This is a genomic window from Gimesia panareensis (assembly GCF_007748155.1).
Classification (GTDB): Bacteria; Planctomycetota; Planctomycetia; order Planctomycetales; family Planctomycetaceae; genus Gimesia; species Gimesia panareensis.
This window is the reverse complement of the sequence record NZ_CP037421.1, coordinates 1,277,622-1,301,593: the sequence shown is the minus strand read 5'-3', so window position 1 is coordinate 1,301,593 and position 23,972 is coordinate 1,277,622. Positions and strand designations below refer to the sequence as shown.

Annotated in this window: 17 protein-coding genes; 9 read left to right on the top strand and 8 right to left on the bottom strand. The window is 54.1% G+C overall.

From position 1 onward, the window contains the following. Positions 1-118 precede the first annotated feature (118 nt). From Enr10x_RS05020 to mnmA, 3 genes are all read left to right on the top strand, one after another. Entirely contained in the window at positions 119-1,021 is a 903-nt protein-coding gene (locus tag Enr10x_RS05020; RefSeq protein ID WP_145104589.1) for an ATP-grasp domain-containing protein, read from the top strand. A 139-nt stretch (positions 1,022-1,160) separates the two neighbouring features. Further along, positions 1,161-2,168: a cation diffusion facilitator family transporter gene (locus Enr10x_RS05015; protein ID WP_145104587.1), complete on the top strand. Its 1,008-nt coding sequence runs from the start codon at positions 1,161-1,163 to the stop codon at positions 2,166-2,168. A gap of 190 nt (positions 2,169-2,358) precedes the next feature. Beyond that, the gene (gene mnmA, locus Enr10x_RS05010; RefSeq protein WP_145104585.1) at positions 2,359-3,468 is read left to right on the top strand and encodes a tRNA 2-thiouridine(34) synthase MnmA; all 1,110 of its coding nucleotides are present in this window, start codon (positions 2,359-2,361) and stop codon (positions 3,466-3,468) included. Positions 3,469-3,474: 6 nt separating this feature from the next. Here mnmA and Enr10x_RS05005 read toward each other — a convergent pair whose 3' ends face one another. Then, a complete protein-coding gene (locus tag Enr10x_RS05005; protein WP_145104583.1) occupies positions 3,475-6,453 on the bottom strand; it encodes an MMPL family transporter in 2,979 nt (992 codons plus the stop codon). Positions 6,454-7,055: 602 nt separating this feature from the next. On the opposite strand from Enr10x_RS05005, the gene Enr10x_RS05000 reads away from it, so the two are divergent. Then, complete coding sequence (locus tag Enr10x_RS05000; protein WP_145104581.1) at positions 7,056-8,207, top strand: hypothetical protein; 1,152 nt, start codon at positions 7,056-7,058, stop codon at positions 8,205-8,207. Between the two features lie 96 nt (positions 8,208-8,303). Here Enr10x_RS05000 and Enr10x_RS04995 read toward each other — a convergent pair whose 3' ends face one another. Beyond that, a complete protein-coding gene (locus Enr10x_RS04995; protein WP_145104578.1) occupies positions 8,304-9,995 on the bottom strand; it encodes a glutamine--tRNA ligase/YqeY domain fusion protein in 1,692 nt (563 codons plus the stop codon). Positions 9,996-10,047: 52 nt separating this feature from the next. Next, complete coding sequence (gene gltX / locus Enr10x_RS04990) at positions 10,048-11,625, bottom strand: glutamate--tRNA ligase (protein WP_145448320.1); 1,578 nt, start codon at positions 11,623-11,625, stop codon at positions 10,048-10,050. Positions 11,626-11,865: 240 nt separating this feature from the next. Here gltX and Enr10x_RS04985 point away from each other — a divergent pair, with 240 nt between their 5' ends. Next, positions 11,866-12,534: a hypothetical protein gene (locus tag Enr10x_RS04985; protein WP_145448319.1), complete on the top strand. Its 669-nt coding sequence runs from the start codon at positions 11,866-11,868 to the stop codon at positions 12,532-12,534. 37 nt (positions 12,535-12,571) lie between these two features. On the opposite strand, the gene Enr10x_RS04980 is transcribed toward Enr10x_RS04985, so the two are convergent. Then, a complete protein-coding gene (locus Enr10x_RS04980) occupies positions 12,572-12,946 on the bottom strand; it encodes a DNA polymerase ligase N-terminal domain-containing protein (protein WP_145448318.1) in 375 nt (124 codons plus the stop codon). After that, positions 12,946-14,079 (bottom strand): glycosyltransferase family 4 protein, encoded by a 1,134-nt coding sequence (locus tag Enr10x_RS04975; RefSeq protein ID WP_145448317.1) that lies wholly within the window; start codon positions 14,077-14,079, stop codon positions 12,946-12,948. The genes Enr10x_RS04980 and Enr10x_RS04975 overlap by 1 nt, the downstream gene beginning before the upstream one ends. Positions 14,080-14,349: 270 nt before the next feature. On the opposite strand from Enr10x_RS04975, the gene Enr10x_RS04970 reads away from it, so the two are divergent. Further along, positions 14,350-15,378 carry an endonuclease/exonuclease/phosphatase family protein gene (locus tag Enr10x_RS04970; RefSeq protein WP_145448316.1) on the top strand — a complete coding sequence of 343 codons (1,029 nt, stop codon included), beginning with the start codon at positions 14,350-14,352 and terminating at the stop codon, positions 15,376-15,378. A gap of 7 nt (positions 15,379-15,385) precedes the next feature. On the opposite strand, the gene Enr10x_RS04965 is transcribed toward Enr10x_RS04970, so the two are convergent. Next, complete coding sequence (locus tag Enr10x_RS04965; protein ID WP_197997484.1) at positions 15,386-16,564, bottom strand: metallophosphoesterase; 1,179 nt, start codon at positions 16,562-16,564, stop codon at positions 15,386-15,388. A 213-nt stretch (positions 16,565-16,777) separates the two neighbouring features. Here Enr10x_RS04965 and Enr10x_RS04960 point away from each other — a divergent pair, with 213 nt between their 5' ends. Next, positions 16,778-18,607, top strand: a complete 1,830-nt coding sequence (locus Enr10x_RS04960) for a UbiD family decarboxylase (protein WP_145448314.1) — start codon at positions 16,778-16,780, stop codon at positions 18,605-18,607. Positions 18,608-18,731: 124 nt separating this feature from the next. After that, positions 18,732-19,667 (top strand): alpha/beta hydrolase, encoded by a 936-nt coding sequence (locus Enr10x_RS04955; protein ID WP_145448313.1) that lies wholly within the window; start codon positions 18,732-18,734, stop codon positions 19,665-19,667. Between the two features lie 34 nt (positions 19,668-19,701). Here Enr10x_RS04955 and Enr10x_RS04950 read toward each other — a convergent pair whose 3' ends face one another. Continuing rightward, entirely contained in the window at positions 19,702-20,535 is an 834-nt protein-coding gene (locus Enr10x_RS04950; protein WP_145104560.1) for a tetratricopeptide repeat protein, read from the bottom strand. Positions 20,536-20,574: 39 nt separating this feature from the next. Further along, complete coding sequence (sppA, locus tag Enr10x_RS04945) at positions 20,575-21,618, bottom strand: signal peptide peptidase SppA (RefSeq protein ID WP_145104557.1); 1,044 nt, start codon at positions 21,616-21,618, stop codon at positions 20,575-20,577. A gap of 437 nt (positions 21,619-22,055) precedes the next feature. On the opposite strand from sppA, the gene Enr10x_RS04940 reads away from it, so the two are divergent. Next, on the top strand, positions 22,056-23,969 hold the full coding sequence (locus Enr10x_RS04940; RefSeq protein WP_145104555.1) for a hypothetical protein: 1,914 nt from the start codon (positions 22,056-22,058) through the stop codon (positions 23,967-23,969). Positions 23,970-23,972 lie beyond the last annotated feature (3 nt).

Sequence of the window (23,972 nt, the reverse complement as noted above, 5' to 3'; positions counted from 1 at the left end):
AATGTTGTTCAATCTCTGCGTTTCTTCAGGTGTCTGGCTGCTGCGTCACACATGACGATACTGCCATTTTAACCTCTTTCTTCTGGCATGAGTGACTGTTTACTTCCGGTACCTGCCAATGACCTCTGCACTCATCCTGTTTCCCCAGAGCCCTTTCTCGACGTCTCATGTCGACCAGGATTTTGAGACGGAACTGGCTGCTGCCCGGACCGCAGGATTTGAAACCGGCTTTTACGATCACGATCTTCTGGAAACCGGAGAGGCAGATCAGGCGCTGCGACATTTACCCCGCTCAGATACACAACAGAAACTCCTCTTGCGGGGCTGGATGACTTCAGGAGAGAACTATCAGGCACTGTTTGCTTCACTGCAGCGAAAAGGTTATCAACCACAGACGACCCCGACCGCATACGCACAGGCCCACTATCTGCCGCTCGCGTATCCCCTGATCGAATCAGATACCGCTCGTTCTGCCTGGATTTCCGGTGACGATCCGGAAGCAGCCTGGCAGCTCTATCAGGAATTTTCCAGCTCTGATGCCATCATCAAAGACTGGGTGAAATCGGCTAAGAATCATTGGAAGGACGGCTGTTTTATACCGGCTCACACAGAGCAACAGCGCTTTGCAGAAATCTTTCATGTCTTTCGCAGTGAACGGGGAGCACTTTTCAACCGGGGAGTCGTTTTGCGGGAATTCATGCCTGTTCTGCAACAGGGGAACGACATGCGGGGAATGCCTAATATTGAAGAGACGCGTCTCTTTTTCTGGCAAGGGAAAGCTCTGGTCTCTCCCGCCAACCCCGATCGTCTGCCGCCTGTTGAACTCGCGCACTGGGAAGAAATTGCCCGCCGGTTCGAATCCCCCTTCCTCACATTGGACATTGTCCGTTTAGTCAATGGGGGCTCCAAAATCGTCGAGACCGGCGATGGTGGCGTCTCGGGGATTCCCATTGATCTGGACCCGGACCTGTTTTATCAGGCACTCTATAAACAGGTAAGCCAGAACTTATCGTCCATCTAGCCTCCTGCATTTCGCGCGAGTTGGTCTACTGAGAAATGCCAGCCACGATTCTGAATGGTACTCGATATTTAATTCTGTTATTTTGAGCAGAGAATTATCTTAGCTTGTTTATCCAGTAGAACACGAGGAGCATCCCGCCATGGCTCAAAGTAACTCCCGATTCGCCGTTGTCGCCGCCCTGACCGGGAACGCCGTGATTACGGTTGCGAAAGGGACTACGTTTCTGATTACTGGCTCGGGAGCCATGCTTTCAGAGACCATTCACTCGATTGCCGACCTGCTGAACCAGTTCCTGCTGTTGATCGGCCTGGTGCGCGCCGACCGGGTGCCGGATCGTCGTTTTGAGTATGGTTATGCGGGCGAGCGCTATGTCTGGGCACTGATTTCTGCCGTCGGGATCTTCTTCCTGGGTTGCGGCGTCACGGTGTACCATGGCGTGCAGTCACTCTTTCATCCACCGGAACTGGTCTTCGGCGAAATGAAATGGGCCATCGGCGCGCTGCTGTTCGCGCTGGTGATTGACGGAGCGGTCTTCATTCTCGCCCTCAAGGGGGAATGGAAAAACGCCCAGCGAGAGAAACAGCCCTTTCACCATTATCTTCGTAAGGAAGCAGATCCGGCTGCGGTCGCAGTCATTCTGGAAGACGGTGCCGCCTGCCTGGGAGTCGTGATCGCATTGATCGCGATTCTACTCAGTCAGATGACAGGCTCCCCTTACTGGGATGCAATCGGTTCCCTGGGAATCGGGATCCTGCTGGGAGGGATCGCCATCTGGCTGATCATCCGCAACCAGGAACTGCTGGTCGGCCCCAGTATTCCCCCGGAAACCAAACAGCAGGTCGAACGGATTCTGAAGAACAATCCCCTGATTGACGATGTACTGGACCTGCGTTCCCGAATCTTGTCGATAGACAATTACCGCATAAAGGTCGATCTGAGTTTTGACCCTGATGAATTGTCGAAACGTCTGAAAAAGAAAGCACTTGCCGCTTATCCACAAATTCAGAGCGAACAGGACTTCGAGGAATTCTGTCAGAAGTATACGAAAGATGTGCTCGATACCCTGGCGGAAGAGATCGACAAAATCGAAGCGGAAATCCAGCGGCAGGTGCCCGAAGCCAAGCACCTTGATCTGGAAGCCAATTAATCAGCCGAACGTCTGTCTGAAATAACACCTTCCGTGGTCGCAACCGGTTTTGACTGCATTTCTGCGAGGAAACCTGCGTTTTCAGGTGAATTCGCCTCTCTGGCCGAGCCTCGAGCCTGTGATCAATTTCAGGGGCGCCTATAATAAAGCAAAATTACACATTTTTTCTGATCATTGTGAGTAGTATTCGATGTCTGAGCGTGTTGTCCTGGCGATGAGTGGTGGAGTTGACAGCTCCGCAGCCGCCCATCTTTTACTGGAACAGGGTTACGAGGTGATTGGTCTGTTTATGCGGTCCGGTGCGACCGAAGAGACGGCCTGCGCAATCGACGACCCCAACAGCCTCCCGGTTCTGAATACGAAATCACATAAGCAGGGCTGCTGCTCCGCCAGTGATGCCGCGGATGCCCGCCGCGTGGCTGATATGCTGGACATCCCCTTTCACGCCCTCAACTTCAAAGACGCTTTCAGCCGGATCAAAGATTATTTTGCCGACGAGTATCTCGCGGGCCGTACGCCCAACCCCTGTGTGATGTGCAACAACTGGCTCAAGTTCGGCAAGTTGTGGGAGTTCGCAGAATCGGTGGGCGCTTCATACATTTCCACCGGACACTACGCCCAGTTGAAGCCCGTTGCCGGTGAAACTCAGCCGGCCCTGGTACGAGGACTTGACCGTTCCAAGGATCAGTCTTACGTGCTGTTTGGTATCAATCGCGATCTGCTCGACAAGATCATTTTTCCAGTCGGCGGATTCGTCAAACCGGAAATCCGGGAGATGGCAGGAGAAGCTGGTCTCAGGACCGCCAACAAACCGGACAGCCAGGAAATCTGTTTCATTCCCGATAACGACTACTTCGGCTTTCTGAACCGGTACCGGGGACAGCAGGAGACGGCGGGCGAAATGGTCGATACCGCGGGTAATGTCGTCGGTCAGCATACCGGTTATGAAAATTACACAATCGGTCAGCGGAAACGATTAGGAGTCGCCTTTGGTTCCCCCCGCTATGTAATCAAAATCGAACCAGAAACCAGGCGGGTTGTGATTGGCACACGCGAGGATCTGGCGCGGACCTCACTGGAAGCGAACCGCAGCAACTGGCTGATTGACAGTCCCGGTTCAGAGATCCGTTGTCAGGCGCAGATTCGCTATCAGCACAAAGAAGCAGACTGCACCGTGGAAATTCTGGATGACGAGCGGTTTCGCGTTACGTTTGATGAGCCGGAATACGGCGTTGCCCCGGGTCAGGCGGTCGTCCTGTACGACGAGGATCGTGTGATTGGTGGCGGCTGGATCAGGTAACCAGGCTCAGGCAGCGGCTTCTGCTTCCATCCGGTCGCGGTTCGGACGTTTTTTGTTCCGCCTGCTGGAACGCTCTTCTGAGTCGTCCATGCTGACAGAATCCGCTGCTTCCGCCCGGTTGGAAATCCAGGTGAGCAGCGCCGGCAGTGTGACCAGCGAGATGAACAGACAGCAGGCCACGCCGATCACCAGTACCAGCCCGACACTGTAAAGACCCCGGTGCGTGGCGACCATCATGCTGCCGAACCCGATCATCGAAGTCAGCGAAGTCATCACGATCGCGTTGATGGTACTGGGAGACGTTTTATAGGGTCCTTTTTTCATCCGGAAATCATGGACCACATGCACGCCGTCATCGACGCCAATTCCCAGAATCAGAGGCAGAACAATCAGGTTGGCCGGATTGAGATCAATCGAAGTCATGGCCAGAATCCCGAACATGACCAGCCCCCCCACAACTGGAGGCAGCATGGTCAGCAACATATGAAAGACACTGCTGCGTTCCAGTACGAAGGCCACGCCAAAGCACATCACCAGGAACATGCCGATCGCCGCTTCAATACTGACCGGAGTCCCCCGATTATAGAGAATGAACCAGGTACAGATCGCCAGAACAGTAGAAGGAACCAGCGCCATCATCGCATGGCGGCGGCTCAGATAGTCGACCAGCAGCACGACGCAGATCACCGCCAGGGCATAAATCGAAGCGGTTTTGTAACTGATTTTAATCTGCTGGGCCGCTTCGAAATTCTGCAGAGGCGTCCCGGTGACATCAGGATCGACGGAGCGGACTTCTTTCACGAACTCCTCAAGTGGCTCGATCTCCCAGATATGATCCCGGGGATAAATCTGAATCAGCCATTTGCCTTCCGCGCTCACAAAACGGGATGTCAGCGAACGGGGCAGATCGGCAAACCGGACCGGCGTGGAATCGGAGGCACCACGAATAGCTCGGAACTGCCCCAGCAGAGACGCAGTCGTACGATACTGAAATTCATCGAGGAAGCGAGACTGCTGCGAGAGTGTTAATGATTCAAACCGGTTGAGGAACTGGTCCAGCATGCGCGCTGTCTTCTGTGCCATCGGGGTCTGATAGCTTGAGAGCAGGACATAAAACTGTTCGAGTTTTCGTCCGATCACCGAAGGATTGAGCCGTCTCACCTGGGGAGTTTCGTTGGGCAGATGAGACAGCTGTGCCCGAAACGACTGCACGAGCAGGTTCGTTTCCCGGGAAGCGTGTGATGGTACCCGTGAGGCAAGTTCTTCCACATGATGCACAGACGGCAGGGCTTCAAATTTTTTCCGCAGTTCCCGTGCTTCTTCGGGGCTGTCGGCAACTGAAACGGCAAACAGCAGTGAGTTATGGGCATCGTTGAAAATGCGTTTCTGGATCTCAACCGATTCCAGGCCGGCAGCCTGCAGGTTGAGCAGGTTATAGTCGTATACGACACGTGATTCCCAACCCTTGTCCGTCTTCTGAACCAGTTGGGTAGCACAGAAGGCCACCAGGGCCAGAGAGCCCAGGGCCACCATCCGGGGGAAACGGGCTATGATTTTCTGCAGCCATTTTCCCTGGAAGGGAGTCGGCATCTGTTTGACTTCAACATCCTTATCTGCCTGCGAGAGCAGTGCCGGCAGGACCAGGAAGGTGGCAATCGCACATAAAATAATTCCGCCGCCCCCAATGAAACCCAGTTCCGCAATCCCCAGAAAAGGAGTGAGGCCGGCACAGTAGAAGGCCAGGGCCGTTGTCAGAGCGGCAGCAACGATCCCTGTCCCCACGGTGCGTGATGTCTTAAGCAGAGCCGGCTCGAGTTCTTCTCCCTTATGACGCAATTCGATGTAGCGGGCCAGATAATGGATTCCAAAATCGATCCCCAGCCCGATCAGAATCACGGCGAACGAGACCGACAGGATATTCAGGTGTCCGATGGTGAGTGTCGTATAACCAAAGGCCCAGGCCATCCCTGCTGCCAGCATGAGCAGTGTCAACAAGGGATGACGGAAGCCGCGAAAACCGATGAATAACAGCAGCCCAACTCCAAAACAGGAGATGATCGAAGCATTGATCATGTCCGCCTGCGACTTGCGCATTTCATCGTTTTCGAGCACCGGAATCCCGGTCAGACTGATTTTGGCTTCGGGATTTTCAGCAGCGACCTCCCCGATAATCGTCCGCATCTTTTCGATGGCCTGCGTGGCACCGTCAAAGCCGGATTCCTGTTGTACCGGAAAGACTTTCAGGAAGCCCATTGTCCCTGATTCATTCAACAGATAGATGACCTCACGAGACCGTTCGCGCATCCGTTCATTCACGGCGACGATTGAAGGCCAGGGCGACTGGAAATCACTCTGATCTGACAGATAGCGGGCCATGCTGGCGGTCAGGATCGCCGCATGATTGAACAGGGGCTCGAGAGACTGATCGCGCTCGGTGCCCCGGTAACTGGCAGACCGGGATTGAATCTGATAACGCAAACGGTCATAGAGCAGATCGACCTGGGTCAGATCCCAGCGACCGTTGCGGTAAATGGGTCCATATTCATCCAGCCGATCCAGGCCGGCCTGGAGTTGTCGGGGAGTCAGGTATTGCAGCCCCTTGGATGGTAAATCGCCGGGATTGATCTGATAGAGCGGATTTTCAAACAGCTCCGGGTGCTTTTCAATTCGTTGCCCCAGCGTCCGCAGGACAAATTTAATCGATTCCGGATTCTCCGCTTCTACGACACAGACCAGATCTGACGAACTGCCAAAGCTTTCAGTGTAATTGATCCACTTCTTATGGAAGGCGGCTGTCGGATCGATCAGGTCAGCCCGATCCGTTTTAAATTCGAGGCGAAAGACCGTCAGCAGCACACAGCCGATGGAAACGACCAGCGCAAAAGCCAGACTCAGCCGCGCGTGGGTTACCACAAACTGGGTTGTTGCAGCCAGCGCCTCACTGAGGAGTGAGCGTTCCTGATTTTCAGGGGAGAGATTATCCACAGAACACTTCCGTGTTGCACCTAAGTCGATCTCTCGTTCGATCTAAACAACCGGGCAGAAGTGAAGGGATCGAGTAATTGAGAGCGTTGATCGTAGTTTGAATCTGTTGATTTTACAGCAATCTCCATATTGCCGGCAACCTGAATCTTTCCTGTTTCAAAGATGTAAGTCTATGAAAAGCCCATCTTTATTCTTATCAGGAATTCGGGTTGTCATTTTGCGGATCGGGAAGGAGTCTTCCCACTGGAACACGATATTTTGCCCGATAACAGGAAATTCATCGGCTATCTGGTTCGTCAGAGATCAACTTTCTCGGCGAATCCATTGCTTCACACGCGAAATATCTGCCCGTTCTGGAAACTCTGAAAAAGAAATAAATTGCGTAAACCTAATGAAAGCGGTCAATTAGATACGAGAACGAGAATCCGGAAATCGCCCTTATCGGCAATTTGTCGAATCCCACTTGACCCCAATTTCAAATTTTCATAAAAAACCTGCCCCATCGCAATGGTCCGGCGACCAGCCTTAGTCGCCAGACGTTGTTCACTTCACATTACTCTTTCCAATACCCCTCTCAAAGACTCTCTTTGTAGGACAAGCTCATGTTAAAACGCGTTATTCGTACAATTCCCGTTGTGGGAGTTACATTGTTCTCGATGGCTGCCGGGACGGCTCAGGCCCAGTGGATGCCTTTCAACAATTGTAATTCCTGTGCACCGCCGCCCGTGGTTCAAAACTGTTGTCCACAGCCGGTGGTCCAGTGTCCGATCCCGGTCACTCAAACCACCTACCGTCAGGTACCTGTCACAGAATACCGGCCTGTCCAGCAGACCGTGATGAAGCCTGTGGTGGAAACCAAGTATGTGGATCAGCAGGTCACCGCCTATCGTCAGGTCCTGGAGCCTCGCACGGTAGACGTACCTTACACCACTTACCAGAACGTCACCGAGTGCCGCCAGGTACAACGGGACATGGGCCGCTGGGTGACACAACGTCAGTGCGTCCCGAAGGTTTCTCCCTGTCAGTACGACAACCGCCCCAACATGATGGGCTGGCTGAACCGTACCGGGTATTCCATGCGAATGGCGTTCACTCCCCAGTATCGAACCACACGTCACTATGTGCCAAATGTTGTGACACAGAATGTGCCAGTCACACGTCAGGTCGCCGTGCACCAGAGCCGCAAAGTGACTTACAACGTCGCCAAAATGGTGCCTTACACCACAACCCGTAAAGTGGCTGTTAACAGCACCCGCTACGTTAAAACCACCGTCACCGCCATGAAACCAGTGACCGTGATGCGATCCATTCCCACCACTCGGACAGCCTATATCTATCCATCCAGCGATGGATTTGGTGGGACCGCAACCGCATTACTGCCGTCACCGGAACCTTATATCTCTGCGGAAGCTCCGGAACCAATCCGTCAGCGATCTGCTTTGAACAAAAAGAAGTACGACGATTCTTTCGATGCGAATGGCGAACAATACAAGCGTGATCCGGCTTCCGATCCTAGACGATCAAGCCTGGACAACGATTCGTCCTTCCGTCGCTCTTCTTATGAAGTACCGCAGGAATCAACGGCACCGGCACTCCCCCCCACACGCCGTGCCGGTTATGAACCTGACACTTCCGACAGACCTCTGCCTTCGATCGTACGTGCCAGCGGCTGGACCCGCCGGGTACCTCGTACCGAGCAGACCGCTCCCGTGACTGCAGGCAGCAATATCTCTGTCGCACAACGGACACCCTAACTCAAAGTTGGAAAGACATGAGCACTTTGAAGTGCATGGGCTCACTCGTCGAACTTCCGTTCGACGAGTGTTTTTTATGCGCCGCTAGAGAGTCGCTTATTTCTGTTTCCCGATTTTGGCCCAGGTATCACGCAGTGTGACTGTCCGGTTGAAGACCGGTTTGCCTGGTTCCGAGTCTTTCGTATCGACACAGAAATATCCCAGCCGTTCAAACTGGAACCGGCTGCCCGGCTCCGCTGCTTTGAGGCCCGGCTCCAGCTTACAGCCTGATAATACCTGTAAGGATTTCGGATTCAGATTGGACTTGTAATCCACGCCTTCCGGCAGATCTTCGGGGTCGGGCTGATCAAACAGGTGGTCATACAGCCGCACTTCGGCATCCAGGGCATGAGCATCAGAGACCCAGTGGATCGTCGCCTTGACTTTACGACCATCGGGAGCATCGCCGCCCCTGGTCTCGGGATCGTAAGTACAGCGGAGTTCGATCACTTCACCATTTTCGTCTTTGACCACATCAGTGCAGGTCACAAAATAAGCGTAACGCAGTCGCACTTCTTTGCCCGGTGAGAGGCGGAAGAATTTCTTAGGCGGATCTTCCATAAAGTCGTCTTTCTCGATGTAGATCACTTTCGAGAAAGGCACTTTGCGGGTTCCCGCCGATTCATCGTTCGGATTATTGATGGCATCCAGTTCTTCGGATGTGTCTTCCGGATAATTCTCAATCACCACACGTAGTGGATTCAGAACCCCCATCACACGCGGCGCAACCTGATTCAGGTGATCCCGAATACAGTTTTCCAGCACGCCCTTATCGGTCATCGAATTGTACTTGGTCACGCCGATCGTTTTACAGAATTCGCGCAGTGCTTCGGGAGTCACACCCCGCCTGCGCATCCCGCAGATGGTGGGCATCCGGGGATCGTCCCAGCCGGACACGTATTTCCCCTGTACCAGTTCGAGCAGCTTGCGTTTGCTCATCACGGTGTAGGTCATATTCAGCCGGGCAAATTCGATCTGCTGCGGATGAAAGACTTCCAGCTCGTCCAGAATCCAGTCGTACAGCGGACGGTGATCTTCAAACTCGAGCGTACAGATCGAATGCGTGATCTTTTCAATCGAGTCCGAAAGACAGTGTGTGTAGTCGTACATGGGATAGATACACCACTTATCCCCTGTACGATGATGGTGCACATGGCGCACACGGTAAATCACGGGGTCCCGCATGTGGAAGTTGGGCGAAGCGAGATCGATTTTGGCACGCAGCACATACTCGCCTTCTTTGAACTCGCCGTTCTTCATCCGTTCGAACAGGTCCAGATTCTCTTCGACGGAGCGGGAACGTCCGGGGCTGGGCTTGCCGGGCTCGGTGGCGGTCCCGCGATACTCGCGCATCTTATCCGCGGGCAGATCGCAGGCGTAGGCTTTCCCCTTTTTAATCAGGGTGACGGCGAAATCGTACAGCTGATCGAAATAATCGGAGGCGTAAAATTCGCGATCTTCCCAGTTAAAACCGAGCCAGCGCACGTCTTCCTTGATCGAGTCGACGTACTCCACATCTTCTTTCTCAGGGTTCGTGTCATCAAAGCGCAGATTGCACTTACCGCCGGGATTTTCATTGGCAATCCCGAAGTTGAGGCAGATCGACTTGGCATGACCAATGTGCAGATAACCGTTAGGCTCGGGCGGGAACCGCGTATGCACGCGGCCGTCGTGTTTGCCCGTTTTGTTATCTTCCTGAATGATCGTACGAATAAAATCCGTTGACGTTTTTTCTTCGGGAGTTGACATCCCCTACTCCTTAAATGATTGCATCAATCACAGGACCAGCCTGTTTCCGTTTTCAGTTTTCGTCACTCTGAGCGAGCGCCATCGCCCGGTCGATGCGTCTGACACAACTCTCCTTACCGAGAATTGACAGGCAGTCAAACATGCCAATCCCGGTTGCTTTTCCACTCACGGAGACCCGCAGGGCATGAATAATCTGCCCCATACCGATCCCCTCTGCTTCGACAAAATCGTGCAGCAGCTTATCTAATGCATCTGCACTAAAGTCATCCGCGGCTGCCAGCTGGTCTTTGATTTTTCCCAGCAGCGGCACCGCATCATCTGATTTCCTTATCCGTTTTTTGAAGGCTTTGGAATCGTACTCCAGTTTGTCGTCGGCGATAAAGAATTCATCGAAATCCAGAATATCGCTGGCGATCTTGAGGCGATCTTCCATGCCGGTAATCACCTGACCGATCTTTTGATTTGTTGCCTCGTCGGCTGCATCCTCTACCAGCCCCGCTTTCACCAGGAACGGGCTGCACATCTCTACCTTTTGATCCAGGGACAGCTGATTCATCCAGTGTGCCTGGAAGCTGAGCAGTTTATCCGGATCCAGTCCTGCTGCCGCTTTGACAACACGATCGAGCGTAAAGTTCTCAACAATGGTGTCCAGCGACATGATTTCCGTTTTATCATCCAGAGACCAGCCCAGCCGCGCCAAAGCATTCAGAATCGCTTCGGGCAGGTAGCCGATCTTTTCGTAGTACTCGACCATCACCGGGTCCAGCCCCTCCGCATTCTCCAGACCAATTCGCGGGAAGACGGCATCCGCCTTGTCGAACATCTTTTTGAACTGGGGACTCTTACGATATTTATCCAGCTTGCGTTTGCTGAGTTTCTCTTTTCCACCTGGTGCAGCCACGAACGGAATGTGGGCGAACTGAGGCAGATCGTACCCCAGTGCCTGGTAGATCAGCACCTGCACCGGCGTGTTGGAAAGATGCTCCTCAGCTCGAATCACATGCGTGATCTGCATCTGGGCATCATCCACGACTGTCGCCAGATTATAGAGAGGCGTTCCATTGGCACGCAGAATGACCGGATCGGGCATCAGACCGGCGTCGAATTCGACATGACCGCGGACCGCATCGTCAATCTGAATTTTCTGATCGCGGGGCACCAGCAGACGCACGACCGCGGCACGTCCCTCGGCGGCGTACTGTTCTTTCTCGCTCTCCGTCAGTTCCAGCGAACGGCGGATATTCAGATAGTTACGTTTTTCGCTCTGGGCGGCTTCCCGGTCGGCCTGAATCTGCTCCGGTGTGTCGTAGCAGTAGTAGGCCTTACCCTCTGCCAGAAGTTTGTCGACCGTAGCCCGATACAGATCATTTCGCTCCGACTGAAAATAGGGTCCAAAGTCGCCGTCGACTTCCGGACCTTCATCCCAGTTGAGGTCCAGCCACTTGAAGGCCTGCAGAATGGGATCCAAAGCCGCGGCAATATTTCGTTCCTGGTCGGTATCATCAATCCGCAGAATGAACTGCCCGCCATTATGCCGGGCCCAGAGCCAGTTAAACAGGGCCGTACGCATCCCGCCAATATGCATGTAACCGGTGGGACTGGGGGCAAAACGTGTTCGAACAGTACTCATAAACGGGCTCTTATTTCTTTATCTGACGGACGGGAATTCCATTATTCCCGCTGCGGAAAATGGACACAATCGGGATGCGGCAGGTAACAGTCCTGACTGAGTCCGGCTGATCATAAAACACCCACATGCATTCGACAAGTATTTTCGAAGAATCAACTTAGCGCAATTTCACCTTTTCTGGCGATTCCGGGCTCTCTGAACGGTCTTGACCGTATTTCCCCTGCGACCTAGCATTTGTGCATGAAACGATTCCTGCTGTTCTCCATTTTATTGCTCCTGATCCTGGGTGGGATCGCCGGCGGACTGTATTGGTCCTCTGCTCAGGTGCCTGAATTCTATCAGGCAGCCCTCCAGCAACAGGTTGAACCTGAAGTCAGGCAGCAGGAAGCGAAGGAATTCGTCCAGCATTCCATGCAGATCGTGAACGACGTCCACAATCAGGAACCGCTCTGGTCACAGGAGTTCAGCGAACAGGAAGTCAATGCCTGGCTGGCGGAAGAGCTGCACCAGAAATACAACGAATGGGTGCCGGAAGGGATCACCAATCCGCGTGTGCATTTTGAACAGGGACAGGTCGCAGTCGGCTTTCACCTGACTCTGAAAAAATGGTCCGGAATCATCAGCCTGAGATTCAAACCCTGGCTGATGAAAGAGAACCGCCTGGTTCTTGAACTGGAGCATGCCCGGGCGGGACTCTTGCCGATTCCCATCGACGAAGCGATTACCAAACTGATCCAGGAAGCCCGTGCCGAAGGCTGGCAGATCGAGTGGAGCCAGGTGAATGAGCACGATGCCCTGATCGTGCATCTGGACCGCCCCGATTCCGACCTCCCCGACCTGACGGTTCTCAAGGTCGAACCCGGAGTGTTTCAAATTGCCGGGAAAGCGAACGAGTCCCGAAAGCAGTAGCGCCCCTCGTTTTCGCCTCTAAGATAATGACAGCCCTTCAAAAGAAAGCGGTGTAATTCAGGCTCCACTGATGTTCCTGATCTGTCTTTTTCAGTGTGATCCGGCCCGCCAGTTCCTCGCCCGTCAGTAGTGCCACCAGCTGATCTTCGCTCCGCTCCAGCAGCGTAAACGTCCCGCGATCCCAGCGAGTCACCTCGCCACGGTCTCCACTGACCGGCCCCTCGTACTCCAGATAGACCAGCCGATGATCGGGTAACTCCTCTGCGGTCAGGTCCAGCGACGATTCATCTAACGCCGGGTCGATCTCCGGCGGCTGGGGCAGACGCCAGGTTTTGAGGACATCCCCTTCTTCGAGCATCAGATCCCAGTGCAGTTCGGGGTGATCGTGTCTGAGTATGACGTACTGTTGCATTATGTCTCTCTTCCAGTCAGGGTCTGTTCGATCAGCTGATCCCACGATTGAAAATAGCGTTCCTGGGAAAACCGTTGCTTCACCTGCAGGCTCTGCAATGCTGTTTCCAGACGTACTGTTTCGTCTAACATAGATTCCTGCATCCGTTCTGTCAGTTCACTTACATTCCCTGCAGGCACTAATCCCACCGGCAGCCCTTCCCGTGCGATATCTGCAGGTCCGCTTTCACAATAAAAACTGATACAGGGTAAACCCCGCGACATTGCCTGCAGTAGTGCATTGGGAAAACCTTCATAGCGGGAGGGAAGCACGAACAGATCCCCCTGGTCGAGGGCCCGTTCGGGATCGGCTACCCACCCTGCCAGTTCTATGCGATCCTGCAGGCCACGTTGATCAATGGTAGCCTGCAGTGATTCTCGCATCGGCCCTTCTCCCAGGATGCGTAATTTCCAATCGGGGTATTTCGCTGCCAGTCTTGAAAAGGCATCGATCAGCAGATCGAAACCTTTTTCGTATGACAGCCGCCCCATGCCCAGCACGACATGTGAGGCAGGTCGCGCTTTGACGATTTCTTCTGTCACTACAGGTATCCCGGACGAACGGGGCGCAGGCACCGCGTTCGGAATGACTTCGATGTGGGTAGCGGGAAGCCAGGTGCGACAAAAGTCGGCCACGCCCCGGGTTTGAACGACCACAGCCGCTGCCAGGGGATACGTTCGCTTGCGCAGGAAAGACCAGACGCGGCCCATCGGATGGTGGCGGGGGTCAGAGCGTTCGGAAACGATCACGGAGTACCGCGACTTCCCGGCTGCCAGGAGCGTCAGCACATTCATGCGATCGGTGAGACTGATGACCACGTCGGGCTTCGACTCGGTAATCGCAGATCGCAGCTTCTGCACCCGTCGACGGTTATTCACCACCGCCTGAAAAAGATTTCCCGAATCGTGCATCACGTCCAGCGCAAAGCGCTGCACCTCTGGAACCAGCTTGAATGTGTCCGTCTCTGCCGAATCGAGGGTAATCAGCGTGACCTGATCCCCCTCGGCGGCCCAGTGATTGGCCATCATCGCAGCCACACCTTCCGCACCGCCCAGGCTGAGCGAAGGAACCGTGATGGTGATCCGTCGAGACAAAGCAGAGTGGCCTTTCGTGTAAGATATTGCCAGACAGTAAGATACATCAGGAAATGTCGACTGGAATTTCAGTGAGGTCCAGACTATCGCATCTCCCGAGCCGCCACAAGCGGCACTTGCGCTCACTTTCCAGTCTACCCGGAATTGCCCTACGCGCGTGAGCTGAAATCTGTTAAATTTCGGCCCCCTTTCTGCCCGGGTTTTCCCCGGAACAGCCCCCCCTGTTCTTCCCTTCGATTTCCCGTCATACGCATTACCACGGATGGTACTATGGCTTCCAAATCCAAAAAGAAAACCTCATTCATCAAATCCTGGAAACTCCGCGGCCTGGCTTTACTGCTGATCGGTCTACTCAGCGGAGGAGCGATTCACTTCGGTGGTAAACAGGAGCAGGTCACGCGCTGGGTCAAAGATTTTATCTCCAGCACCGTTTCCAGTTCTACTCCCGCCGACTGGGATGCCACTGAAATCGATCTGCCCCGCTCGGACCAGACGATTCGCATCGCGAGCTTCAATATTCAGGTGTTTGGGGTCAGTAAGATGTCTAAGCCACAGGTTCCCCAGATCCTGGCACGCATCATTCAGCAGTTCGATGTCGTGGCAATTCAGGAAATCCGTGCCCAGGATCAGTCGTTTCTGGATGATTTTCTCAACATCGTGAATACCGGTGATCACCGCTACGCTTATATTGTCGGTGCCCGACAGGGTAGAACGGCGAGTAAAGAACAGTACGCCTACTTTTATAATACCGATCGGATCAGGGTGAATGAAAAATGGACCTACACCGTGATCGACAAATACGACAAGCTGCACCGTCCCCCGTATGTCGCACACTTCCAGACCTTGAGCCCTTCCAGCGAGAATCCCTTCAGCTTCACCCTGATCAACATTCACACCGATCCGGATGAAACCGACCAGGAACTCAACGTGCTCGACGATGTCTATCGGGTCGTTGCCAATGACGGCAGCCAGGAAGACGATGTGATTCTGCTGGGCGATCTGAACGTAGACGACCAGCACCTGGGAGAACTGGGACGTGTCGCTGACCTGATGTGGACCGTCTCCAAAACGCCCACTAATACGCGGCTGTCCAAACAGTACGATAATATCCTGTTCAGCCAACATCGCTCGCAGGAGTTTACCGGCATCTCCGGCGTGTATGATTTCAAAACCCGCTTCAAACTTTCGGAGAAAGAAGCGTTGACCGTCTCTGACCATCTTCCCGTCTGGGCTGAATTCCAGATTACAGAAAAGGGAGGCATTCGGCAGGCTGGTGTCCAGGGCGCCCAGCCCCGTTAAACGGGAATTATTTCTTATCTGCCGAACGCAGGGTCAACAGGCTGATTTCAGGGCGACAGAACCAGCGGAGCGGGTGAATCCCCGAGACCCCGCGACTGACGTGCAGCAACGTGGATCCGCGAGCAAAGGTGCCACTCGTATAGCGCGTCCCATGCAGACTGGGCGCGAAAATCGGACCGACTGGCGGTACCCGGACCTGCCCCCCATGCGTGTGACCGGAGAGTACCAGATCGTAGCCTTCCCGTTCTGCCCAGTGAAAATTATCGGGAGTGTGGCTGACCAGCAGCAGAAAATCATCTGCAGCGTTGCCTTCAGAAAGTTTGACTTCCTGTAGTTCCCCCATCCAGGGCGCCTCGGTGCCCGCCATAAAGAGCGTATGTCCCTCATGCTGCAGACGCACGGGTTTGGCAGTCAGATCAATCCAGCCGGACTCACGCAACGCCTGTCGAATCTGCAGACTTTCCTGGTGCCAGTCATGATTCCCAAGAATGAAAAAACGCCCCAGCGGTGCCTGCATGGGTCCCAGCGTCTCTTCCAGCCAGTCGAGGCATTCCATTCGGTCAATCAGATCTCCAGCGAAAATGATGAGGTCCGGTTTTGTTGCCTGGGCGATTCGACAGAGCTCAATAAAATACTCGCGTTTGAGTGTGCCTGAATAATGAAAATCGCTGAGATGCAGGATTGTCAGTCCTTCCCATCTCTCCGGCAGTCGCGGTAACTGAAATGTTTTGCGGGTGAATTCCACACTGAAGATTTCATTGAACGGAAGTCCGGCCAGATAATGATACGGCCCTTCCCCGATCAGATCCTGATTGAGCCGCTCGCGCAGGTGGATCAATTCTGACTCCCCGGCGGTCTGCTGTCGCGGTGGTCTGTAGAATAGATGCCGGACACCGGAGAACATCAACCCCAGGAATCCCAGGGCACACAACAGTAAAATCGGCTGCCACCAGAAGGGGAGCTGGCTCCATTTTCCTCCTGCTAAAACGCCGGGATGATAGAGTCCCACAGAGGCGAACAGCACGATTGGGAACAGGACCATCAGCAGTTCCAGCACATGCCGCAGCCGTTTGAGCCGGGCATCAGGGATCTTCAGCGCGTGCGTGCGGTTGATCAGCATAATCCAGAGCTCAGCATGTCCGACCGAGAGCATCAGCAATATCAGTCCATTGGCTATTGCTTCCATGTTGCGTTTTTCATTCTTCGCTGATAACGGGCTCGAAAAAAGAGAATCCTGCTGCACGCAAATCATAGAAGATCACTCCCCGAATGCAAATGCAAACGGAACGTCAATCCAGTGTTCTCCCGGCTTCAGCGTGGTATAATTCGCCGGCAACCGTTAACCTGCTGACTGGAACGATGACAAGATTTACTACTGGATGAATGGAAACGTGCCCCGATGGGATACCGTGGACTGCGTGAATGCGTCAATGACCTGGAGCGAACAGGTCAGCTGATTCGAATCGAGCAGGAAATCGATGCGAACCTGGAAGCAGCTGAAATTCAGCGCCGCGTCTATCAGGCGGGGGGCCCGGCTGTGTTCTTTGCGAATGTCCGTAACTGCCGCTTCCCGATGGTCAGCAACCTGTTTGGTACCCTGGAACGCACCCAATATATTTTTCGCGATGCCCTGCGCGCAGTAAATCATCTGGTGGAACTGAAAGTTGATCCTTCGCAGTTCTGGAAACACCCCTGGCGCTATCGCGACGTTCCCTTTTCGCTGCTGCATATGCTGCCCCGCAATTGTTCGCGGGGGCCGATCATGCAGAACCGGATTCAGCTGCAAGACCTGCCGCAACTGAAAAGCTGGCCCGACGATGGCGGTCCGTTTGTAACGCTGCCCCAGGTGTATACGGAATCTCCCCGCCGCGGAGGGCTGATGAACTCCAACCTGGGGATGTACCGTATTCAGCTGGCCGGCAATGAGTATCAACCGAACCAACAGATCGGCCTGCATTACCAGATCCACCGCAGCATCGGCGTGCATCATGCAGAGGCGATTGAAAAGGGAGAGCCGCTGAAGGTGAATGTCTTTGTGGGCGGTGCGCCGGCAATGACACTTTCCGCGGTGATGCCTCTGCCGGAAAGGTTGTCTGAACTCACCTTCGCAGGTGCCCTCAGCAAGCGGGCGATTCGCATGGTCCGCAATCCCGGCGGGCTCCCCATGTATGCGGACGCCGACTTCTGTATTACCGGCTGGGTCGATCCGGAACAGCTGCTGCCGGAAGGTCCGTTTGGCGATCACCTGGGTTACTACAGCCTGAAGCATCCGTTTCCGGTCATGAATGTCGAAGCCATCTACCATCGCAACGATGCAATCTGGCCCTTCACCGTGGTGGGTCGCCCCCCGCAGGAAGATACCGCCTTTGGCGCGATCATTCATGAGATCACCGGTCCCGCGATTCCGTCTGTCATTCCAGGTGTGCACCAGGTCCATGCCGTGGATGCAGCCGGCGTGCACCCCCTGCTGCTGGCGGTCGGCAGCGAACGCTACACGCCCTACGATCAGGAGCGCAAGCCCCAGGAAATTCTGACGAACGCGAACGCCATCCTGGGACAGGGGCAGCTGAGCCTGGCAAAATACCTGATGATCATCGCCCGGGAGGACAATCCCCAACTGGACGCCGAAGAGATTGAAGACTTTCTTGCACATCTGCTGGAACGCATCGACTGGCAGCGCGATCTGCATTTCCAAACCTGCACGACGATCGACACACTCGATTACTCGGGTACCGGATTTAACATGGGTTCCAAAGTCGTGATGGCGGCCGCGGGACCGGTCAGGCGTGAACTGGCCACTGAAATACCGGGAGACTTCTCACTGCCGGACGGCTTTACTGCACCGCGCGTCTGTCGGCCCGGTATTCTCGCTGTGCAAGCACCACGATTTGTGGAGCAGAATCAGGATCTGCGAAAGTTCTGTGCGGCCCTGGATCTGTCGCATCCCATCAATGGCTTTCCCCTGGTGGTCCTGATCGACGACAGCGAGTTTACAGCAGCCAGCCTGAATAACTTTCTGTGGACGGTCTTTACCCGCTCCAATCCGGCATCTGATATCGACGGTATCGAAGCCTTCACCGAGCAGAAACACTGGGGCTGTCGTGGTGCGCTGGTCATTGATGCCCGCATCAAACCACACCATGCTCCTCCCCTGATCGAAAACCCGGAGATCACCCGCCGCGTCGATCAGCTGGGTGCTCCCGGCGGTCCATTGCATGGTATTATCTGATTGTTCTCTGGAAAATAGTGAACCATCTCAGAAACAGTTTCGACAGGAGACTCTGGAACTGTTTACAATCGATATCATGTTGATTGATTCACCGTTTTTTCCTGCATCGAAGTGAACCAGAATTATGAATCCGAATTACCTCCTGCGATCCTGCCTCGCTGTTGTTGTCGCATTACTCCTGATCTCCAGCCCCGTCTGTGGACAACAGAAGAAAGCCAAACCGAAACGCAAGCCGTTTCAGTGGGTGAATGAACTCAAACAGGAGCTGCCCGGCGTGACACATGCCACGTTTCGCAGTCCTTCGATGAACGTCGATGTCGGCTACTGTATCTATCTGCCTCCGCAGTATCGGGATCTCCAAAACAAGAACGAGCGATTCCCCGTGGTCTACTACCTGCACGGCGGTCGTCCCGGCAGCGAAACCAAAAGCGTGAAACTGGTTCAATACATCGACAAGCAGATCTCCGCAGGCAAAGTGGATCCGATGATCTACGTGTTTGTGAACGGCGGACCGGTGAGTCATTACAACATGCCTGACCGTAAGCATGCGATGGGTGAAGATGTGTTTGTGAAAGAGTTGATCCCGCACATCGACGCGACTTATCGGACCATCGCCGCCCGTAAAGGCCGCGGGCTCGAAGGCTTTTCCCAAGGGGGACGGGGAACGACGCGGATCATGTTCAAACATCCGGACCTGTTCTGTTCCGCTGCACCGGGGGGAGCCGGCCATGCGACCGAAAAACGGATCTCAGAAGAGAATGGGCGTGAGAGCGAAAACCTGGTCTTCGTCAAAGGGGATAACACCTACGATCTGGCGCGCAAATATGCCCAACATCCACAGCCACCGCTGCGAATCCTGATCCATGTCGGCACGAAGGGCTTTAATTACGAGAACAATCTCGCCTATATGAAATTCCTGAAATCACTCAAGATTCCCTTTGAGACACTGATCGTGCCCGATGTGCCGCACAGTGCCATGCAGATCTATCAGAAGGAAGGCCTGAAGCTGATGCAGTTCCATGCGGATAATTTCCGTAAAGCAGTGCAGCAGAAATCCTGAGCGCAGATCGGTACCTGCTCAGCAGGGAGCAACATCAGGAACGGGGCAGTCGCTTAAGCAGTTTGCGGGCCTTACTTTTCCAGCGGACGAACTTCCGGGCGATGCCCCGAGGGCTCCCGTTGATATCCAGCAGCATGCCCTGCAGGGTTTTTCGGGCGGCCTGATGCTCGCCGGCTTCTGCTTCGAGTGTGGCCAGCATAAAGAGTGCCTCCGGCTGCCGCCAGCGTTTGGCATGTTTCGCCAGTTCTTCCCGCGCCTGTTCTGCAGAACCCAGCTCGCAGACAGTTTTACAATACATGAGTGAAACATCGCCAAACTTGTATTCCGGGTCCGCCTCGAGAATCTGCCGGCAGCGCTGCTGCGCTGTCTCGAACTCTTTGAACTTCATCTCAATCTGCGCGGCCCCCCACAGTGCCTGCAGGTTATCGGGTTCTTTGGCCAATGCCTGCTGATAGGCTTCCAGGCTTTTCTGATTGATGCCGGCCTCTTTCAGGGCATCCCCCCAACGGACGAACTGGTAAGGGTTCCCAATCTGCATCGCAGCGGTTTCCAGTTCATTGAGACGCTTTTGCCGGAAAAAAGGCCGGGCAAATTCCGGCAGCTGAAACTGGTTACTGGGCAGCCAGCGCAGGAAGAAATAGATCAACGCACCAAAGGGCTGGAAGACCAGGATGACCCAGAACCACAAGAACCGGTCTGGATCTTTTCTGAGACAGTCGATCAGCATCCAGACCCAGAACGCGAGATAAATGATGCCAAACACACTCTCCATGAATGACCAGAAAGGCGAAGGGCCTCCGTGCAAAGCCGGATCATTCAGGAAAGGGTCCGGCGGAGGTGTTGATACAGGTTCTTGTTGTGCAAACATCGGCTCGCTTTATTTCTGAACATTCACTTGAGACCCGGCTTACTGCATCCCTGGCACATCTCCCAGCCAGGAAGTGTAATACATCGCGCGAGGAACTGTCGATTCGAGCAGCGCCTGTTTGCGATTTTCCACCTGCCCCGCCTGAGCAGAACTGAGCAGGATATCAGCCAGTGACGCCGGGTGTGTGTATCGTATCACACGAACTTTCTCGAGTCCCGTCTTTTTCTTTAATTGGGCGATCGCGTCTTCCTGATAACCAATTTCGTCGATCAGACCATTCTTCTGGGCGTCCGTGGCGGTATAGATCTGACCGGTGGCCAGTTTTTTGACCTGGTCGTAGTCCAGATCTTTGCGGTTCTCGACAATGATGTTGATAAACCGCTGGTAGGATTCATCCAGGATGTGATCCCAGATTTCCTTCTCGCGCGGGGAAAGATTCCGGAACGGATTCAGAGCATCTTTGAACTCACCGGTCTTCAGCGGATCAGAAACGATCCCCACCTTCTCCGCCAGACCGCTCATATCGAAGCGGGGAATAATGACTCCCAGAGAGCCGGTCCAGGTCGTCGGTTCGGCAAAGATGATGCCTTCCGTGCCTGCGCCCATCGCGACGTAGTATCCGCCTGAAGCCGCCATTCGTTTCATGTAGACAACGATCGGTTTCTTTTCCCGCAATGCCACCAGGCGGTGATAAATCTGATGGCTGTCCGCGACCAGGCCGCCGGGACTGTCGATCTCCAGCAGCACGGCTTTGACCTGATCATCTTTGGTCGCCTGTTCGATCGACCTGATGATCCGCTCGGTGAATGGAGGCATGATGGTGCCGGTAATCGATACGATGGCGATCTTCTGTTCCGCCTCAGCATCACCACTATCGAACTGTTCTGTGGGACCGCCGCCTGTGGAGAAGAATTCCTGATACATGGCATAGAAGCTCAGGTTAAACAGGAACGAAATCAGGAGAAGAATGAACAGGATGCGTGCTATCCAGCTGCGGCGAGGCGGCGGCGGACAGGGCTTGGGGGGACGGGGCTTCTCAGGTGCCGGTTGGGGGGGCTCCCCTGCTGGTTTCGGCTCTTCCATTCGATCTAACTCCTTGATTCTATTTCACTTTTGCAGATAACCGGGGCTGAATTCATCCCGAAATAACTCGGGTTTTGCTGGAAAACGATTGTGTCCCCTCTTGATAAGATAGCAAACTTGCAGGCGATAGCGACACTGCAATGAGCTTGTCGATAAAAACGGTCATCCGGGTTGTCGCGAAGATCCCGCCAGATTCTGTTCTTACAACCGCCATAGGCATCAAAACCGGAGCAGCTTAACGACGATAGAAACACGCAGCAGGGATTAGTCTGCATGATTGTGTCGATTATGCGGAACCAACCATTTGAAAGCAATATTCCGATTAATGAAGTCTTGTTGATTCGAGAATTCATTCAACCAGGAACTTAATTGAACACCCGCCAGCGACCATCGGTCGTCATGGAGTTCAAAACTCAGGAACCAGGAGATTTCAGGAGATGAAAGCAGGAACTCGCTTCTCCGCTCGCGTACTGATTTTCAGCGCGATTTCTGGCTTAGTGCTGACGAATACGAATTTACTGACTGCGGATGACTCCGCCATTCAGATTCATTCCAGCAAGCCGCGCAGTGCCAGAACAGAGCGGAATCCACAGAAGACCCTTATCAACGCGATTCAACGTGAAATGCACTCTGCACGTCACGAGAGCCAGCCACGGGTCCGTTTCCCTCAGAAAACGACAGCTGCCCAGCAAACCACCAGCAAGCCTGCTGAAATTCAGCAGGTCGGATTCACATTGGATCCCCTGTCGATCTTTCAGAAACGGAGCAAGAGCTCGGAGAAAAAACAGCCCCAGCAGAAACGACAGGTGGTTGTTCCGGGCAGTGCCCAGTCTACTGCACCTCAATACAAGACCGCCGTTCCCCTGGGAACTCCGAAACCAGGTCAGAGTGAAATCCAGCGTCAGCTGGAAGCTTTGTACCGGCGTGACGGTCGACAGATGCCGCCGATGTCACTGCAGTCTTTACCTAAAACTGCCAACAACGGTTCAGGGGTAGGACGTGGGACGGTCAACGCACAGCCTGCTGCACAGCCTGCCGCACCGGCACAGGCACCTGCAGCTCCGCAGAATGTCGTGGTCCAACCACAGCCACAACTGCCTCCCAAGCCCGAGGAAAGAAAGTGGTACGATAAGTTTCTGCCCGGCAAAAGCAAGCAGACTCCCAAACGTCTGTCGCAGTCACATCAGGTCGCTAAAAAAGCACCCGTGGATGCACCGGCTGTTGAAGAAACAAAGGCGGCACCACTGCCACCAGCACCTCAGTTGCCTGCTGCACCCGCCCCGCAGTCTGTCGTAAACACACCTGAACCTGCCACAGATCAGGAAGCGACCGTCGCCAAATCCGTGACTCCTACACAGGAAGAACTGGATGAAGAGGCACGCGAAGAGCTCGAAGAAGCGGCAGAGGAAGCAGCCGAACGCCTGGAAGAGCAGAAAATCGCTGCTGAAAAGGCAGAGAAAATGCTCAAAGAGAAAGCGGCGGAACTGCCTCTGATCATTGAGAAGAAAACGGCAGTCGTTGTAGAAGAGAAAGTCGCAAAGAATCCGGAAGATGATTTCAACGACCTGTTTCCCGATATGTCTGAAGAAGAAGCAGACAACATCAAGAAACCGGCTGCAGACGCTCCGGAAACCAAAACTCCCTTCAGCGGACTGGTCCTCGAAGAGAAAAGCGTAGATCCGGCTCCGGAAAAGACCGCTGCCAAAGAGGAAGCTGCTCCGGAGAAATCAGCGGAAGTTGCTCAGGAAACACCTGCGAAAGAAGTCAATCCATTCGAACCACAGCCTCAGACTGCTCCTGAAAAGAAAGCAGAAGAGAATCCGTTCGAAGTACCGGCTCCGCAGATTGCTGAAACTGAGAAACCAGCTCAGCCGAAAACTCCTGAAGTGAAGGACAATCCCTTCAAACCAGAACCGGAACCCAAACTGGATGCACCTGCCCCGCAACCTGAAAAACAGGTCGCTAAAACTGAGCAGGACAGCACCGTGGAAAAGAAGATGGCACTGATTGCCAGCCGGGGAAATATCAAGGGTCTGAAAGGATTCTGTCCGGTTGCCCTGCGGGATAACCGACTGCTGGTCGACGCCCGTCCGGAATTCAGTTCCTCTTATAAATCCATGAACTACCAGTTCGCTTCACTGGAGAACAAACTGAAGTTCGACCGTGAGCCTGCCAAATATGCTCCCGCTGCCGGCGGAAGTGATATTGTTATCCTGGTCGATCATCAGGATGACAAAGAGGGAACTCTGGATTATGCATCCTGGTACAAGGGCCGTCTGTACCTCTTCAGTAGTAAGAAAAATATGGATGTCTTTATGAAAACGCCAGCCCTGTACGTTGGTGTCGAATAAACT